Here is a 16,710-nt window from a genome sequence, read left to right on the forward strand (position 1 = left end):
ATCTTTATATATAAAGATCGCCAATCATACTTTCAATGGCTCAGACAGTAAACACTGAAAGGCATTCTAGACTTTTGCCTGCACCATCAAGTTTCGAGGAAGGAGTAGTCAAATTTGGAGATAAAGAAATTAAGATAGGAGGACCCTTACCAACATTAGCTAAAGATGAGAAGTTAGTTAGGGTAACTCATTCACTGTGTCCAGCGTGCTATAGGCTTTTGCCAGCTACTATATTTGAAAAGGAAGGAAAATTGTTCATAAGAAAAATATGCCCAGAACATGGAGAATTTGAGGACTTATATTACGCAGATTCTAGTTTATACTATAAGTTCGACTACTGGGAGTATGAAGGAAAAGGACCTAAAGTTCCCTATGTCGACTTGAAATCTCCTTGTCCTTATAACTGTGGATTATGTCCGATGCATCATCAACATTCAGCATTGGTTAATTTAGTAATAACAAATAGATGTGACTTATCTTGTTGGTATTGTTTCTTCTATGCTGAAAAGGCAGGATATGTTTATGAACCTACGTTAGAGCAAATCAAGTTTATGGTAGAGCAATTAAAGAAACAAGATATTACGCTGGTTATCCAAGTTACTGGAGGAGAACCTACATTAAGGGAGGATATAATAGAAATAGTAAAGATGCTTAGAGAGAACGGTGTAAAACATATTCAATTAAATAGTTGGGGAGGTACTTTTGCCAAGCTGTATTTAGAAGATCCCGATAAGGCGATTAAATACGCTAGAGCTCTTAGAGAAGCTGGAGTGAATACTGTTTACATGAGTTTTGACGGTACTACTAGAAAAACTAATCCTAAGAATCATTGGGAAATTCCATACACGTTAGAAGTATTTAGAAGAGCGGGAATGACAAGTGTTGTATTAGTTCCTACTGTAATTAAGACAGTTAATGATAATGATCTAGGTAATATAGTTAAGTTCGCAGCATACAATATGGATGTTGTTAGGTCAGTAAACTTCCAGCCAGTGAGTTTAACCGGAATGATGAAAAGGAATATGAGAGCTAAATTCAGAATCACGATACCCGAAGTTATAAAGAATATAGAAGAACAAACTGATGGTGAGATAACTAAGGATAGTTGGTATCCGATAGGTACTTCTGTTGTCTTCTCAAGGCTAGTTGAAGCATTAACTGGTAAGGAGCAATTCGAAATGGCTAATCATCCTTCTTGTGGAGCTGGAACGTACGTATATGTAGAATGGAGAAACCATGAACCTCACTTCATACCAATTTCGAAGTTTATTGACTTAGAAGGTTTGCTAGAATATCTTAAAGAGAAAGAAGAAGAGTTAAGGGAAGGTGCTAACAAAGTATGGGTTGCAAGTAAAGTATTGTATAGTATAAGGAAGTTCATAGATAAAGAACAAGGACCTAAGGACTTTGATGTATATAAGATGCTCTATAACATAATAATTCATCATAACTACGAAGCACTTGGAGAGTGGCACTACAGAACATTATTCTTAGGAACTATGCACTTCATGGACTTATATAACTACGATGTACAAAGAGTGATGAGATGTGATATTCACTATGTTGTGCCAGATGGTAGAGTAATCCCATTCTGTACCTATAATGTATTAAATGATTTGTATAGAGATAAAGTACTGAGAGAATATCAAATACCTCTTGATAAATGGACTAAGGAGCATGGGGAGAACTCATTAGGTGATGCTATAAAGTATAAACGTATGGCCTCAACCTTAGAGAATTCCGAGATCTATAAGAATACTTATAAATCCTTCCAACAAATGTAACTTAATTTAATTAAAAATATTTTTCTAATGAAGTTTTTTCTTGTTTTCTAAACAACTGTTTTTTATTTGGAATTAAATCTTTGAACCAAACTCTTAGATTGCAATCACTTCGTCTTTTACACAATGTGCAGCACTCATAACAAACATTAATTTTGAGTATTGAACAATACTTTGTTTCCTTTATTTTTCCGCAAGATTGACAATTTTCCTCGAAGACCATTCTAATCACTCACTGATCTACATTTGTTTACATCGCAAATATATTTTATGTGTTTAGTATATTGAGTGATCTTTGTATTACTTCCAGAAAACAAAACATCATTATATTTTACTATTATATTCCCATTAGTGATATTTTTACTTAGAAGTATTAAAAAATTATCCAAAATATACTGTTTTTGCTTAATTTCTAACGATATTGGGGATGGAGTGTATGTTCTATTTTCGCACTCACCTTTTCTGATCATTATAGAGTCTGGAAAATGGGCTATTGTAATTGGTTTAAATAAATTATAAATATAGTATAATCCACCACTATTTTCGAATTTACAGCTTGTTAATATGACGTATTTTAGTTTGTCCTTTCCTTTTAAGATTTCTAAAAGACTCTCTATTACATATTGAATGTTAGCACCAGTTGTAGTGTCAATAAGCGTATAATATTTTTTTTCATCGTCATAAACTAGATACGCATTGGCATCATTATCATCTATTAATTTACCACCTATGGCGTAAACGTTTCTTTGAATTTTAGCTATACTCATACTTTAAAAAGCACCATAAGATTCATATCTTTGTTTGCGAATTTATCCTTCCAAATATCAGTATTAGTTGCTATTATAAGAGCACCTACTACACTTGCATTTGCTTTACCTATTAAATTATAAAGTGAAAGCAGTGTTTTTCCACTTCTAATTACATCATCGACTATAAGTATTTTATCTTTTTTTGAAATGTAATCTCCTCTTAAGTAAATTGTTGAAATTACGCCATTGCTTTCTCTGATATTTTCCTCAATATATTGTATCTGAGTAGAGTCCTTATGTTTTTTCGATATTATGAGAGGTTTTTCTAATATCGAAGCTACTATTGTAGCAAATGGGATTCCGTTTGATGCAATACCTACTACTTTTGTTATATCATTAACTTTATTTAACTTAATTAAATATAATTCCAGAAATGTTCTTAGCAAGTTAGGATAAAATAGTAGGTTAGATACATCTATGAAATCATCTTCATAAACTCTTATTTTTCTTATAAAGAAATTATATAGAAACTCCTTATTCTTTATCCTTGTAACGATTTCTAAAGCTTGTCTCTCGCTTGGTATTGTTCTCCCATTAACGTATCTACATATCAAACTTTCTTGAATATTGAAGAAATTAGATAATTCTTTATAAGTATAAATATTTTTCAATTCTTTTAAGATATCAACACTAAATAGCCTAAGCCGTAATTCTTTTTCCTTTATTTGACTATTCTGCATCATAAAAATCTCCATGCTAAGCTAAACCTAGCTTCTGTTTTATCATTTCAACTGTCATTTGAGGATCTGCTCTTTTTCCCGTTTTCTTCATTACCATTCCTACTAAATAATTCACAACTTTCGGATCTCTCTTAGCCTTCTCTACAGCCTCTTTCTCTTCATTTAATACTTCATCTATAATCTTTTCTAAGTAATTTTCATCTTTAATGTTTGTCATGCCCTTTTCCTTAATCAGTTGCCCTGGAGTTTTTCCAGTTAAGATCATTTCAGGTAATAACTCTTTTACTATTTTTATTGATATTAAGCCAGAATCTAAGTATTCAAATAGTTCGATAATATGATTAGCTTTAGCTTTACTTTGGGTTACCGTGATATTATTCTCATTAAGCCATCTCATGTAATCGTTAATTAGTAGATTTGCAACTTTAGTATAGTTTTTATACTTGTTTGTAATTTCTTCAAATAAATCCGCTAATGCTTTTTCATTAACCAAAACTTGAGCTTGATATGGAGTAATATTGTATTGTTTTACAAATCTCTCTGCTCTCTGGTCTGGTAGCTCTGGCATTTCGCGTTTAAATTTCTCGATAAGCTCTGGTGTTATTGAATATGGTGGTAAATCTGGATCTGGAAAGTATCTATAATCCTCCTCTGTTTCTTTAGTTCGTAAAGGTACTGTAACTCTTCTTTCGTTATCCCAATGTCTGGTCTCTCTTTTTATGTTGATACCTTGTAGTACACTGGCTCTCTGTCTTGCGATTTCATAATTTATAGCATCCTCCACGTCTTTAGGAGAACCTACATTCTTAACCTCAACTCTCTCTCCCCCTTTTACTGATATATTTACATCAGCTTTCATTGCAGCTTCAATACTACAATCACATACACCTAAATGTTCTAGAATTGATCTTAATTTTTCTAAGAAGAATCTGGCTTCCTTAGCAGATCTTAGATCTGGTTCTGTCACAATTTCTAACAATGGCGTGCCTGATCTATTATAATCTAGTAACGTATATTTGCTAGTTAGTATAGAACCAGTAGGGTAGACTATCTTTGCTGGATCTTCTTCTATATTTATTCTTCTAATTCTTATGATTTTATCGTTTAATTTGATATAACCGTCTTTTGCTATGGCCATACTGCCTGGTCCATCATATTGAGATATTTGATAATTTTTAGACATATCTGGATAAAAATAATGTTTCCTATCAAAAATTAATTTCTCAGCAATTTGGCAGTTAAGGGCTAATGCGGTTAAGATGCCATATTTTACTGCATTTTCATTCAATACTGGAATAGCCCCAGGTAATCCTAAACATACGGGACAAGTTACTGTGTTTGGATCTTTTCCAGTATAATCCGATGGACATGAACAGAAAAGTTTGGTTTTCAACGTGGTTATGTGAACATGAACTTCCAATCCTATTTTTACATCATCATCCACATCTCATCACCCAAATGCTCTATCTCCAGCGTCTCCGAGACCAGGCAAAATATAGCCTTTATTATTAAGTTCAGGGTCAATTGTAACTGTGAAAAGGTAAATAAATGGATATTTAGAGAGAATTTTGTTGGCTCCATATTCTGAAGAAATTATTGACACAATATATATTCTTTTAGGATTGGCTCTCACAACTTCTTCAAGTACTTTTAACATAGTACTTGCTGTAGCAATCATGGGATCTGCAATTATTACGTTATCAACTTTAGCTCTTATATCTGGTATTTTTTTGTAGTATATGTAAACATCCATATCTTTTGGTACTTCTTTCCCATCGACTTCTACTCTACTTGCCCCTATCACACCTTGTCTCGCTTTAGGAAATGCCTTAAGTAAACCCTCAACTAAGGGTACTGCAGCTCTTAATATGTTTATAATGACTATGTTGTTTAGGTCTGTTATATCTATCCCTTTAGTTCTAGCACCTAATGGCGTTTCAACTTCAACTATTTCGTAATCTAATGTATTTGCTATTTCGTACCCCAGTATTCTCCCTAATCTTACCAGATTTTTCCTAAAGTTAATTTGATCGGTATTTTTATCTCTAAGTTGCGTTAATATATGTAATGTTAAAGGTTTATCGATTACATATAATGGCATTAGTTTTTGTTACCTCTTAGTTGTTATTTTTCTAGCTTCCCTCTCTGTCTCTCTTAATATTAGAATATCACCTACTCTTACTGGTCCCTTTACATTTCTGGTAAGTATTCTCCCTTTATCTCTACCCTCTAATACTCTTACCCTTACTTGGGTAACTTCTCCAGTTACGCCAGTTCTATCCAAAATTTGGATAACTTCCGCGGGAAATCCAAATTCTTCTATTATAGATGAACTTTGTGATTGTTGGGTTTTTTCACTCATTTTTCCACCAGCTATTACTATGAACAATTCACTTAAATACTTCACCCATATTGTTTATTTGTGGTTTAAATGCCTACTACTAGGCAATGTAGTTTCTGTGGTCACGAAATACCTCCAGGTACTGGATTAATGTATGTAAGGAATGATGGTACAATCTTGTGGTTTTGTTCAAGTAAGTGTAGAAAATCAATGCTAAAGTATCATAGAGATCCAAAGAAGTATAAATGGACTACTAGATATATGAAGGTTCGATGAAAAATGGTTGTACAAAGGACATTTGTAATGATAAAGCCGGATGGAGTTAAGAGAGGATTAATAGGAGAAATAATTAGTAGATTTGAGAAAAGAGGATTAAAAATTGTATCTCTTAAAATGGTGAAAATGTCAAGGAATACAGCTGAAAAATTGTATGAAGAGCATAAAGGAAAAAGCTTCTTTGACGAACTTGTAAATTATGTGACCTCCGGTCCAGTAGTATGTATGGTGATAGAGGGCGATGATGTAGTGCAAGTGATAAGGCGAATGATTGGTAATACGGATCCTAAAGAAGCACCCCCTGGTACTATAAGGGGAGATTACGCGTTATCTAAGTCAGAAAACGTCATTCATGCGTCTGATTCTATCGAAAAAGCTCAGCTGGAGATGTCGTTATTCTTCGATAAATCAGATCTGTAATCCCAAACCATATAAAGGATCTTCTTTTCTCTTTATTCTTATTATTTCTTTTATTACTTCCCTCATATCATCTGTAATAGAACTTGGATACTTACTGACCAATATCTCAAGATCTTCTTTAGGTACGTCTGTGTATAAAATGTCTCCCTCATTTACATGTCTTCCTATCATTACATTGCCTTTAATTGATATTGCAACTTCCATTCCTTTAGTAGCCCTTTCGAGACTCTTCTTATTATCTTGAATTTGTAGTACCTCACCAACTCTCCTTCCATCTTCCTTAATTAAAGGATACTTGGGTCTTATGACACCTCCTATCACTTCAATACCTACTACTACTGGATCACTACGTCTAAATACATAACCCGGTAAGATCTTTATTTTACCTGGTAATATCAAAGTGTCAAATGTACGCCTTTTCTCTGCTTCTCTTATTTCATTTATATGCTTCTTGATATCTTCAATTAATTGATAAATTATTTCATTATATAATATTTTTACTCCACTAGTATCAATTCCTTGTAATAATTTTACTCTAAAAGCAGCGATAATTCCATATTCCTTTGATCTTTGAGCTACTATACTCGCTTCTATAACGTCTCTCTTCGAAATTGGTCCTATATCTGCTAGCCTTATTGGTATCCCTTCGCGCTGCAAAGCGCTAATTAAGGCCTCTAATGTTCCTAAACTATCCGCCTTGAGTACTATTCCATCAATATCACTGTAGAGTCTAACTTCCTTAATTTCCTCTTCTATCTGCTGTTTATATTGCTCAACTTTAGACTCGTCTTCTATCACATAAAGTGGTGATCCAGCTAAGGCTTCCTCTAAATTAGGCGCAGATATCTTCACTCCAGCTGCTGCATATACTTCATCTATCGGCGTTAAATCATATTTGCTTAATTTCATATCTTGTAATGGTCTAGGTACAAATATTCCCCTAACTTTAGTTATAATAATGCCGTTAATACCTCCTAATATTATAGTATCATTTTTCTTAAGAACTCCATCGTAAATTATAACATCTATGGTATGTCCTAACCCAGGATCTTCTTTTACTTCTAATATAACTCCCTTTGCCGGGCCCTCTGCAAACTTTAATCTAGTCTCTAAGTACCTTTGGGTTAGTCCAGCAAGTAATGCTAAAAGGTCTGCAACGCCTTCACCAGTCTTCGCAGAAACGGGAACTATTGCTACTGTTTTAGTGAAATCCTTTATTCTATCATAACGTTCAGCGCTAAAGCCTAAGTTGGCCAGTTGAGAAACTAAATTATAGACTAAGTTGTCTAAATAAACTTTAACATCGTTCCGTTGTTTCTCGATTGACGCTAAAAACGGTATATCATTAGTTGATTTCCATCCTGGTATTTTATCTATTTTATTAGCAGCTATGAGAAATGGAACTTTTCTTTCTCTTAGTATTTGTATTGACTCTATTGATTGCTTCTGTAGGCCTTCAGTTATATCAACAACTAGGATTGCAATATCCGCTACGCTTCCACCTCTTCTTCTCAAGTTTGAAAAATACTCATGACCGGGTGTATCAATAAATAATAATCCTGGTATCTGGAGTTTTATAGGTATTACCTTTTTAAGAGGTTCCGCTAATTTTTCAATTATATAACTTGGAACAAAACTAGCTCCTACCTCTTGTGTCATTTCTCCAGGTTCCTTTTTAACCACTGTTGTGCCCCTTATTTTATCAAGTAATGTAGTTTTTCCGTGATCTACGTGGCCTAATACTACTACTATTGGTTGCCTAAGCCTTTTCTCAGAGTTGCTAATTTTCATTCACCTATATGACCTTAATGCATTATTAGAATAAATTAGTTTGCCATGAAATTACGTGGAAGACAGAATTTTCTTTTAATAGTATTGGTTATGCCTATAGTTTAGATATTAATGTAAAAATTACTTCTATATATTTAAAAGTAATTAATATATTGTGGATGAATATTTTAACCAAGAGGTCGCTTGGATACTATTAAGATTTAAGTAATTTCTTGTAGATTAGGAATAAATGATTCTAAAACTGGATTTAACTTTTATATATTTATTTATGAATAAAATTACAAGTACTTAAAAGCTAGCGCATTGAATATTATATAGCCTATTAAGTAAGTCAGAGTAAAACTCTTATTAACCAAATGTAGTATGTGAATAATGGTTAATAATGAGAGGATCATCTAATAGGAAAATTGATCCAAGAATTCATTATCTTGTACCTAAGCATGAGGTACTTAGTATCGATGAAGCGTATAAAATTCTAAAAGAATTAGGAATTAGGCCAGAACAATTGCCTTGGATAAGGGCCTCAGATCCCGTTGCTAGAAGTATAAATGCAAAACCAGGGGATATAATTAGAATTATAAGGAAGAGCCAATTGTATGGAGAAGTTGTCTCGTATAGGTATGTAATTAGTGGGTGAATGAGTTGTCATCTAATTTAAGCATTGATGAAAGATGGAAAGTTATTGAAGCCTACTTTAAATCCAAGGGCTTAGTTAGACAGCATCTGGATTCATACAATGACTTTGTTAGAAACAAGCTTCAAGAGATCATTGATGAGCAAGGAGAAATACCGACAGAAATTCCAGGTTTGAAAGTTAGATTAGGCAAGATAAGAATAGGAAAACCAAGAGTTAGGGAATCAGATAGGGGAGAAAGGGAGATCAGCCCAATGGAGGCTAGATTAAGGAACTTGACTTATGCTGCTCCACTATGGCTTACAATGATTCCAGTTGAAAACAATATTGAAGCAGAACCAGAGGAGGTTTATATAGGAGACTTACCTATAATGCTTAAATCAGCAATAGATCCAATATCACAGTATACTCTAGATAAGCTAATTGAGATAGGTGAGGATCCTAAAGACCCTGGAGGTTACTTCATAGTAAATGGGTCCGAAAGGGTTATAGTAACTCAAGAAGATTTAGCTCCAAATAGAGTTCTTGTAGATACCGGAAAGACGGGATCAAATATCACGCATACAGCGAAAATTATCTCGAGTACCGCAGGCTACAGAGTACCTGTTACGATAGAAAGACTAAAAGATGGTACATTTCACGTATCATTTCCAGCAGTTCCAGGTAAAATTCCGTTTGTTATTCTAATGAGAGCACTTGGTATATTAACCGACAGGGACATAGTATACGCAGTATCATTAGATCCTGAGATTCAGAATGAATTATTTCCCTCTTTAGAACAAGCAAGTTCTATAGCTAATGTTGATGATGCGCTAGATTTTATAGGTAGTAGAGTAGCCATAGGCCAAAAGAGAGAGAATAGGATAGAAAAAGCACAACAAATAATTGATAAATACTTCCTACCTCATTTAGGAACTTCAGCAGACGATAGAAGAAAGAAAGCATATTATTTGGCTTATGCTATATCGAAAGTTATTGAACTATATCTAGGCAGAAGGGAACCTGATGATAAAGATCATTACGCTAATAAAAGATTAAGATTAGCCGGAGATTTATTCGCGTCATTATTTAGAGTAGCTTTCAAAGCTTTCGTAAAAGATTTGACATACCAATTAGAAAAATCTAAGGTAAGAGGTAGGAAGCTAGCTTTAAAGGCATTAGTTAGACCAGATATCGTAACAGAAAGAATAAGGCACGCATTAGCTACTGGGAACTGGGTTGGTGGAAGAACTGGAGTTAGCCAATTACTTGATAGAACTAACTGGCTTTCTATGTTAAGCCATCTGAGGAGAGTAATATCCTCATTAGCAAGGGGTCAACCTAATTTCGAGGCTAGAGATTTACATGGTACGCAATGGGGTAGGATGTGTCCCTTTGAAACACCAGAAGGTCCAAATAGTGGACTAGTTAAGAATTTAGCGTTAATGGCTCAAATTGCAGTAGGAATAAATGAGAAGATTGTGGAAAAAACACTATACGAAATGGGAGTAGTTCCGGTGGAGGAGGTTATAAGAAGAGTAACGGAAGGCGGGGAGGATCAGAATGAATATCTAAAATGGTCTAAAGTTATACTTAACGGAAGATTAGTAGGCTATTATCGAGATGGGGAAGAATTAGCCAAGAAGATCAGGGAAAGAAGGAGAAAAGGAGAAATTAGTGATGAGGTAAATGTAGGTCATATAGTTACAGATTTCATTAATGAAGTTCATGTAAATTGTGATTCTGGAAGAGTTAGAAGGCCACTTATAATTGTTTCTAACGGTAACCCGTTGGTAACTAGAGAAGATATTGAAAAGTTAGACTCTGGTTCTATTACCTTTGACGATCTTGTTAGACAAGGGAAGATAGAGTATTTAGATGCGGAAGAAGAGGAGAACGCTTATGTTGCTTTAGAACCTAGTGACTTAACTCCAGAGCATACTCATTTAGAGATATGGTCTCCAGCTATTTTGGGCATAACAGCGTCTATAATACCTTACCCAGAACATAATCAATCTCCTAGAAATACATATCAGTCAGCTATGGCGAAACAAGCTTTAGGTCTATATGCAGCGAATTATCAGTTACGTACGGATACAAGAGCTCATTTACTCCATTACCCGCAAAGACCTTTAGTTCAAACTAGGGCATTAGATATTATAGGCTATACGAATAGACCAGCCGGAAATAACGCTATCCTAGCTGTAATATCATTTACTGGATACAATATGGAAGATTCAATAATTATGAATAGATCCTCCGTTGAGAGAGGAATGTATAGGTCTACATTCTTTAGACTTTACTCAACGGAGGAGGTAAAATATCCTGGAGGTCAAGAAGACAAAATAGTAATGCCGGAACCAGGTGTTAGAGGATATAAAGGCAAAGAATACTATAGACTTCTAGAGGACAACGGAGTAGTCTCACCTGAGGTCGAAGTGAAAGGAGGAGATGTATTGATAGGTAAAGTTAGTCCTCCGAGATTCTTACAAGAATTTAAAGAATTATCTCCAGAGCAAGCTAAGCGTGATACCTCAATAGTTACTAGACATGGTGAAATGGGTATCGTAGATTTAGTTTTAATTACTGAAACCGCGGAGGGCAATAAGCTAGTTAAGGTAAGAGTAAGAGATCTTAGAATACCTTCAATAGGTGATAAATTCGCCAGTAGACATGGACAAAAAGGTGTTATTGGAATGCTTATACCACAAGTTGATATGCCATATACTGTTAAAGGTGTAGTGCCTGATGTAATATTAAATCCTCACGCGTTGCCATCTAGAATGACATTAGGCCAAATTATGGAAGGAATAGCTGGTAAATATGCGGCATTATCTGGGAATATTGTAGATGCTACGCCTTTCTACAAGACACCTATAGAACAACTACAAAATGAGATTTTGAAATATGGGTATTTACCAGACGCTACCGAAGTTACGTATGATGGTCGTACTGGACAGAAAATTAAATCTAGAATATACTTTGGAGTAGTGTACTATCAGAAATTGCATCACATGGTAGCAGATAAGATTCACGCCAGAGCTAGGGGTCCAGTCCAAATTTTAACAAGACAGCCAACTGAAGGAAGAGCAAGAGAGGGTGGTTTAAGATTTGGAGAAATGGAAAGAGATTGTTTAATTGGTTTTGGTACTGCAATGCTCCTTAAGGATAGGTTATTAGATAACTCTGATAGGACAACAATTTACGTTTGCGATCAATGCGGTTATATAGGTTGGTACGATAAGAATAAGAATAAATATGTATGTCCAATACATGGTGATAAGAGTAACTTGTTCCCAGTTACTGTATCTTATGCATTTAAGCTTTTAATTCAAGAATTAATGAGTATGATTATCTCACCTAGATTAATTTTAGAGGATAGGGTTGGATTGAGTGGGGGTAAAGGAAATGAGTGAAAAGAATATAAAAGGAATAAAATTTGGAATACTTTCTCCTGACGAAATAAGAAAGATGTCAGTGACCGCAATAATAACTCCAGACGTTTACGATGAAGACGGGACTCCGATAGAAGGTAGTGTAATGGACCCTAGGTTAGGTGTTATAGAACCTGGGCAGAAATGTCCTACCTGCGGTAATACTTTAGGTAACTGTCCTGGACACTTTGGGCATATAGAATTAGTTAGACCAGTAATTCATGTAGGCTTTGTAAAACATGTATACGAGTTTCTAAAGGCTACATGTAGAAGGTGTGGTAGAGTTAAAATTTCTGAAGACGAAATAGAGAAATATTCTAGAATATATAATGCAATAAAGAAAAGATGGCCATCTGCAGCCAGAAGGTTAACTGAATACGTAAAGAAGACTGCAATGAAAGCTCAAGTTTGTCCCCATTGTGGCGAAAAACAGTTCAAGATAAAGTTAGAGAAACCGTATAATTTCTATGAAGAGAGGAAAGAAGGTGTAGCAAAACTAACACCTTCCGATATACGAGAAAGATTGGAAAAAGTACCAGAATCTGATGTCGAAATATTGGGCTACGATCCTACAACCAGTAGACCAGAGTGGATGATATTAACTGTTCTTCCAGTTCCTCCAATTACAATTAGACCTTCTATCATGATAGAGAGTGGAATAAGAGCCGAGGACGACCTAACTCATAAGCTAGTCGATATAGTTAGGATTAATGAACGATTGAAAGAGAGCATAGATGCCGGAGCTCCACAGCTAATAATAGAAGATCTGTGGGATCTTTTACAGTATCATGTTGCAACTTACTTTGATAATGAGATCCCGGGATTACCTCCTTCTAAACATAGATCAGGAAGGCCATTAAGAACACTTGCACAGAGATTAAAGGGGAAAGAAGGTAGATTTAGAGGTAATTTATCTGGTAAAAGAGTTGATTTCTCATCCAGAACGGTCATATCTCCAGATCCTAATATTAGTATCGATGAAGTAGGAGTCCCAGAGATTATAGCTAGAACGCTTACAGTTCCGGAAAGAATAACCCCATGGAATATAGAAAAGCTAAGACAATTTGTTATTAATGGCCCCGATAAATGGCCTGGTGCTAATTACGTGATTAGACCAGATGGTAGAAGAATCGATTTAAGATATGTTAAAGATAGAAAGGAACTTGCATCAACTTTAGCTCCCGGCTATGTAGTAGAGCGTCATTTAACTGATGGAGATGTGGTTTTGTTCAATAGGCAACCTTCTCTTCATAGAATTTCAATGATGGCTCATAGAGTTAGAGTACTAAAAGGGTTAACATTTAGGTTAAACTTGCTTGTATGTCCTCCATATAATGCCGATTTTGATGGAGACGAAATGAACTTACACGTTCCACAGTCAGAAGAGGCAATAGCGGAAGCCAAGGAAATAATGCTTGTACATAAAAACATAATAACCCCAAGATATGGCGGTCCAATTATAGGAGCTGCTCAAGATTATATAAGTGGTGCATATCTACTAACAGTAAAAACTACATTACTAACTAAAGAAGAAGCCCAGCAAATATTAGGTGTAGCAGATGTTAAAATTGATCTTGGAGAACCCGCAATTTTAGCACCTAGAGAGTATTATACTGGGAAACAAGTAGTAAGTGCTTTCCTACCTAAAGATTTTAATTTCCACGGCCAAGCTAACGTTAGTAGTGGCCCTAGATTATGTAAGAATGAGGATTGTCCACACGATTCGTATGTAGTAATTAAGAACGGAATATTATTAGAAGGCGTGTTTGATAAAAAGGCTATAGGCAACCAGCAACCAGAAAGTATTCTCCATTGGTTAATTAAGGAATATTCAGATGAATATGGAAAGTGGTTGATGGATAATCTATTTAGAGTATTTATTAGATTTGTTGAATTACAAGGGTTTACAATGAGACTTGAAGATGTATCTCTAGGGGACGATGTAAAGAAAGAAATTTACAATGAAATAGATAGGGCTAAGGTGGAAGTTGATAATCTAATACAAAAGTATAAAAATGGAGAGTTAGAACCAATACCCGGGAGAACTTTAGAGGAAAGTTTAGAGAACTATATTCTTGATACATTAGATAAATTAAGAAGCACTGCTGGTGATATAGCAAGTAAATATCTAGATCCATTTAATTTCGCTTACGTAATGGCAAGGACTGGAGCCAGAGGTAGTGTATTAAATATAACACAGATGGCTGCTATGTTAGGTCAGCAATCAGTTAGAGGTGAAAGGATAAAAAGAGGGTATATGACAAGGACTTTGCCTCACTTTAAACCTTATGACATCTCACCAGAAGCTAGAGGTTTCATATATTCCTCATTTAGAACAGGTCTTAAGCCAACTGAATTATTCTTCCATGCTGCTGGAGGCAGGGAAGGTCTAGTGGATACTGCAGTGCGAACTTCACAGAGCGGTTATATGCAAAGAAGATTAATAAATGCCTTATCGGACTTAAGGGCTGAATATGATGGGACTGTAAGAAGTTTATATGGCGAAGTTATTCAAGTAGCGTACGGCGATGATGGTGTATTTCCCATGTATTCAGCTCATGGTAAAACGGTAGATGTAAACAGGATATTTGAAAGAGTCGTGGGGTGGAAAACGTGATCGATGAAAAGGATAAATCTTATTTAGAAGAGAAAGTGAAACAGGCTTCCAACATCCTTCCTCAAAAAATTGTGGAAGATTTGAAAAATTTGATATCTAACAAGGAAGTACTGGTTACTAGAGACGAGATCGACAAAATCTTCGATTTGGCTATTAAAGAGTATAGTGAAGGACTAATAGCTCCAGGAGAGGCTATTGGAATTGTCGCCGCACAATCAGTAGGAGAGCCAGGTACGCAAATGACATTAAGGACTTTCCATTTTGCGGGTATAAGAGAGTTGAACGTAACGTTAGGCCTTCCAAGACTAATAGAAATTGTAGACGCAAAAAAAGTTCCATCAACTCCAATGATGACCATTTATTTGACTGATGAATACAAACATGATAAGGAAAAAGCGTTAGAAGTTGCTAGAAAATTAGAGTATACAAAAATAGAGAATGTAGTTAGTTCAACAAGTATTGATATAGCTTCAATGTCGATTATTCTCCAACTTGATAATGAAATGCTTAAAGACAAAGGCGTTACTGTAGACGACGTTAAAAAAGCTATAAATAGATTGAAATTAGGAGAATTTGTAATAGATGAATCTGAGGGTAATACATTAAATATAAGTTTCGCTAATATAGATAGTATAGCTGCATTGTTTAAATTAAGGGATAAGATACTTAATACTAAAATAAAGGGAATAAAGGGAATAAAACGTGCAATAGTTCAGAAAAAAGGCGATGAATATATTATTCTAACAGATGGTTCAAATCTATCTGGTGTTCTAAGTGTCAAAGGAGTTGATATTGCCAAAGTGGAAACTAATAATATTCGTGAGATCGAGGAGGTATTTGGAATAGAGGCTGCAAGGGAAATTATAATTAGAGAAATTAGTAAAGTATTAGCAGAGCAAGGTTTGGATGTTGATATGAGACACATATTGCTGGTTGCGGATGTGATGACTAGAACAGGTGTCGTAAGACAGATAGGTAGGCATGGTGTAACTGGGGAGAAGAATAGTGTATTGGCAAGAGCTGCATTTGAGGTTACTGTAAAACACCTTTTGGATGCTGCGGCTAGAGGAGATGTAGAAGAATTTAAAGGTGTAGTAGAAAACATTATAATTGGCCATCCGATTAAACTAGGTACCGGAATGGTTGAATTAACAATGAGGCCGATATTAAGGTGATAAAAAGTGTCAGAACAACAAGTTTCATTTGAAGGAGAGTTGAAATCTCTTTTAAAGACGGGTAAAGTTATTTTTGGTGCCAAGAGAGCTATAAAATACATAAAATTAAATAAAGTGAAGATGGTAATTGTCGCATCAACACTAAGAGGAGATCTTAAGCAAGATATATTGCATTATGCAAAACTATCTAACGTACCCGTATATGAGTATAAAGGTAGTGGTTGGGATCTTGGAACACTATGTGGTAAACCATTTATGATTTCTACAATAAGCATTATTGATGAGGGAGATTCCAAAATTTTGGATATTATAAAGGAGAGGTGATTTTTTCTGCCAGAAATTAAATTAACTCCAGAGGAAATACGTTATATTTCTCTATTTCAAGAAGTAACGAGAGCCAACGTAAGGGATTGTATAATCGATAATGAAAATAATAGGATAATATTTCTAGTCGATTCAAAAGATATGGGAGTTGCAATAGGTAAAAGTGGTATTAATGTTAAGAAGTTAAGGAAAATCATAGGTAAAGATATAGAATTAGTGGCCTATAGTGATAATTTAGAAGAACTAGTAAAAAATCTGATGAGTCCAGCTAGAGTTAGAAGCGTGAAAGTAGTAAATACTAGTTCTAAAAAGTCAGTATATATTACTATAGATCCTCAAGATAAAGGATTGGCAATAGGTAAGAATGGAAGGAATGTCGCAAGAGCAAAGCTAATTTTAAAGAGGTATATGGATATTGATAATGTAGTAATAGTTTAAGGGGTTGGAGA

Annotated in this window: 15 protein-coding genes; 9 read left to right on the forward strand and 6 right to left on the reverse strand. The window is 34.8% G+C overall.

What is annotated here, in order from left to right; all coding sequences use genetic code 11:
• The first annotated feature begins 35 nt into the window (after window positions 1–35).
• Complete coding sequence (gene tes / locus J5U23_RS00375) at window positions 36–1,784, forward strand: tetraether lipid synthase Tes (RefSeq protein WP_218266598.1); 1,749 nt, start codon at window positions 36–38, stop codon at window positions 1,782–1,784.
• A 221-nt stretch (window positions 1,785–2,005) separates the two neighbouring features.
• Here the strand turns inward: tes and J5U23_RS00380 are convergent, their stop codons facing one another.
• The 5 genes from J5U23_RS00380 to J5U23_RS00400 are packed head-to-tail and all read right to left on the reverse strand — an operon-like array spanning window position 2,006 to window position 5,632.
• Window positions 2,006–2,548: an MBL fold metallo-hydrolase gene (locus tag J5U23_RS00380; protein ID WP_218266599.1), complete on the reverse strand. Its 543-nt coding sequence runs from the start codon at window positions 2,546–2,548 to the stop codon at window positions 2,006–2,008.
• Window positions 2,545–3,285 carry a phosphoribosyltransferase family protein gene (locus tag J5U23_RS00385; protein ID WP_218258957.1) on the reverse strand — a complete coding sequence of 247 codons (741 nt, stop codon included), beginning with the start codon at window positions 3,283–3,285 and terminating at the stop codon, window positions 2,545–2,547. The genes J5U23_RS00380 and J5U23_RS00385 overlap by 4 nt, the downstream gene beginning before the upstream one ends.
• Window position 3,286: 1 nt before the next feature.
• Window positions 3,287–4,714 carry an Asp-tRNA(Asn)/Glu-tRNA(Gln) amidotransferase subunit GatB gene (gatB, locus tag J5U23_RS00390; RefSeq protein ID WP_218266600.1) on the reverse strand — a complete coding sequence of 476 codons (1,428 nt, stop codon included), beginning with the start codon at window positions 4,712–4,714 and terminating at the stop codon, window positions 3,287–3,289.
• Between the two features lie 6 nt (window positions 4,715–4,720).
• Entirely contained in the window at window positions 4,721–5,371 is a 651-nt protein-coding gene (gene upp, locus J5U23_RS00395) for a uracil phosphoribosyltransferase (protein WP_218266601.1), read from the reverse strand.
• A gap of 9 nt (window positions 5,372–5,380) precedes the next feature.
• Window positions 5,381–5,632, reverse strand: coding sequence for a 30S ribosomal protein S28e (locus J5U23_RS00400; protein WP_039698603.1), 252 nt, complete (start codon window positions 5,630–5,632; stop codon window positions 5,381–5,383).
• 69 nt (window positions 5,633–5,701) lie between these two features.
• Between J5U23_RS00400 and J5U23_RS00405 the strand changes: the two genes are divergently transcribed.
• Together J5U23_RS00405 and ndk are read left to right on the forward strand one after the other, a co-directional pair.
• Window positions 5,702–5,887, forward strand: a complete 186-nt coding sequence (locus J5U23_RS00405) for a 50S ribosomal protein L24e (protein ID WP_009990483.1) — start codon at window positions 5,702–5,704, stop codon at window positions 5,885–5,887.
• A 3-nt stretch (window positions 5,888–5,890) separates the two neighbouring features.
• Window positions 5,891–6,307 carry a nucleoside-diphosphate kinase gene (gene ndk, locus J5U23_RS00410; RefSeq protein WP_218258960.1) on the forward strand — a complete coding sequence of 139 codons (417 nt, stop codon included), beginning with the start codon at window positions 5,891–5,893 and terminating at the stop codon, window positions 6,305–6,307.
• On the opposite strand, the gene infB is transcribed toward ndk, so the two are convergent.
• A complete protein-coding gene (gene infB / locus J5U23_RS00415; RefSeq protein WP_218266602.1) occupies window positions 6,296–8,098 on the reverse strand; it encodes a translation initiation factor IF-2 in 1,803 nt (600 codons plus the stop codon). The genes ndk and infB overlap by 12 nt on opposite strands.
• Window positions 8,099–8,480: 382 nt before the next feature.
• Between infB and J5U23_RS00420 the strand changes: the two genes are divergently transcribed.
• From J5U23_RS00420 to J5U23_RS00445, 6 genes are read left to right on the forward strand one after another with little or no spacing between them, the layout of a single operon-like run.
• A complete protein-coding gene (locus tag J5U23_RS00420) occupies window positions 8,481–8,735 on the forward strand; it encodes a DNA-directed RNA polymerase subunit H (protein ID WP_012711883.1) in 255 nt (84 codons plus the stop codon).
• A complete protein-coding gene (locus J5U23_RS00425) occupies window positions 8,732–12,127 on the forward strand; it encodes a DNA-directed RNA polymerase subunit B (RefSeq protein ID WP_218258962.1) in 3,396 nt (1,131 codons plus the stop codon). Before J5U23_RS00420 ends, J5U23_RS00425 begins: the two co-directional genes overlap by 4 nt.
• A complete protein-coding gene (gene rpoA1, locus J5U23_RS00430; RefSeq protein WP_218258963.1) occupies window positions 12,120–14,762 on the forward strand; it encodes a DNA-directed RNA polymerase subunit A' in 2,643 nt (880 codons plus the stop codon). Before J5U23_RS00425 ends, rpoA1 begins: the two co-directional genes overlap by 8 nt.
• Window positions 14,759–15,937, forward strand: coding sequence for a DNA-directed RNA polymerase subunit A'' (gene rpoA2 / locus J5U23_RS00435; protein ID WP_012711886.1), 1,179 nt, complete (start codon window positions 14,759–14,761; stop codon window positions 15,935–15,937). The genes rpoA1 and rpoA2 overlap by 4 nt, the downstream gene beginning before the upstream one ends.
• Window positions 15,938–15,943: 6 nt before the next feature.
• On the forward strand, window positions 15,944–16,261 hold the full coding sequence (locus tag J5U23_RS00440; RefSeq protein WP_218258964.1) for a 50S ribosomal protein L30e: 318 nt from the start codon (window positions 15,944–15,946) through the stop codon (window positions 16,259–16,261).
• Between the two features lie 6 nt (window positions 16,262–16,267).
• The gene (locus J5U23_RS00445) at window positions 16,268–16,699 is read left to right on the forward strand and encodes a NusA-like transcription termination signal-binding factor (protein WP_218260180.1); all 432 of its coding nucleotides are present in this window, start codon (window positions 16,268–16,270) and stop codon (window positions 16,697–16,699) included.
• The last annotated feature ends 11 nt before the right edge of the window (window positions 16,700–16,710 follow it).

It is taken from the genome of Saccharolobus shibatae B12 (genome assembly GCF_019175345.1).
GTDB classification, from domain to species: domain Archaea; phylum Thermoproteota; class Thermoprotei_A; order Sulfolobales; family Sulfolobaceae; genus Saccharolobus; species Saccharolobus shibatae.

What these genes read in the sequence shown, in the direction of transcription:
- tes (WP_218266598.1), top strand. Translation starts at nt 36, where the DNA reads ATGGCTCAGACAGTAAACACTGAAAGGCATTCTAGACTTTTGCCTGCA.
- J5U23_RS00380 (WP_218266599.1), bottom strand. Translation starts at nt 2,548, where the DNA reads ATGAGTATAGCTAAAATTCAAAGAAACGTTTACGCCATAGGTGGTAAA.
- J5U23_RS00385 (WP_218258957.1), bottom strand. Translation starts at nt 3,285, where the DNA reads ATGGAGATTTTTATGATGCAGAATAGTCAAATAAAGGAAAAAGAATTA.
- upp (WP_218266601.1), bottom strand. Translation starts at nt 5,371, where the DNA reads ATGCCATTATATGTAATCGATAAACCTTTAACATTACATATATTAACG.
- J5U23_RS00400 (WP_039698603.1), bottom strand. Translation starts at nt 5,632, where the DNA reads ATGAGTGAAAAAACCCAACAATCACAAAGTTCATCTATAATAGAAGAA.
- J5U23_RS00405 (WP_009990483.1), top strand. Translation starts at nt 5,702, where the DNA reads ATGCCTACTACTAGGCAATGTAGTTTCTGTGGTCACGAAATACCTCCA.
- ndk (WP_218258960.1), top strand. Translation starts at nt 5,891, where the DNA reads ATGGTTGTACAAAGGACATTTGTAATGATAAAGCCGGATGGAGTTAAG.
- infB (WP_218266602.1), bottom strand. Translation starts at nt 8,098, where the DNA reads ATGAAAATTAGCAACTCTGAGAAAAGGCTTAGGCAACCAATAGTAGTA.
- J5U23_RS00420 (WP_012711883.1), top strand. Translation starts at nt 8,481, where the DNA reads ATGAGAGGATCATCTAATAGGAAAATTGATCCAAGAATTCATTATCTT.
- rpoA1 (WP_218258963.1), top strand. Translation starts at nt 12,120, where the DNA reads ATGAGTGAAAAGAATATAAAAGGAATAAAATTTGGAATACTTTCTCCT.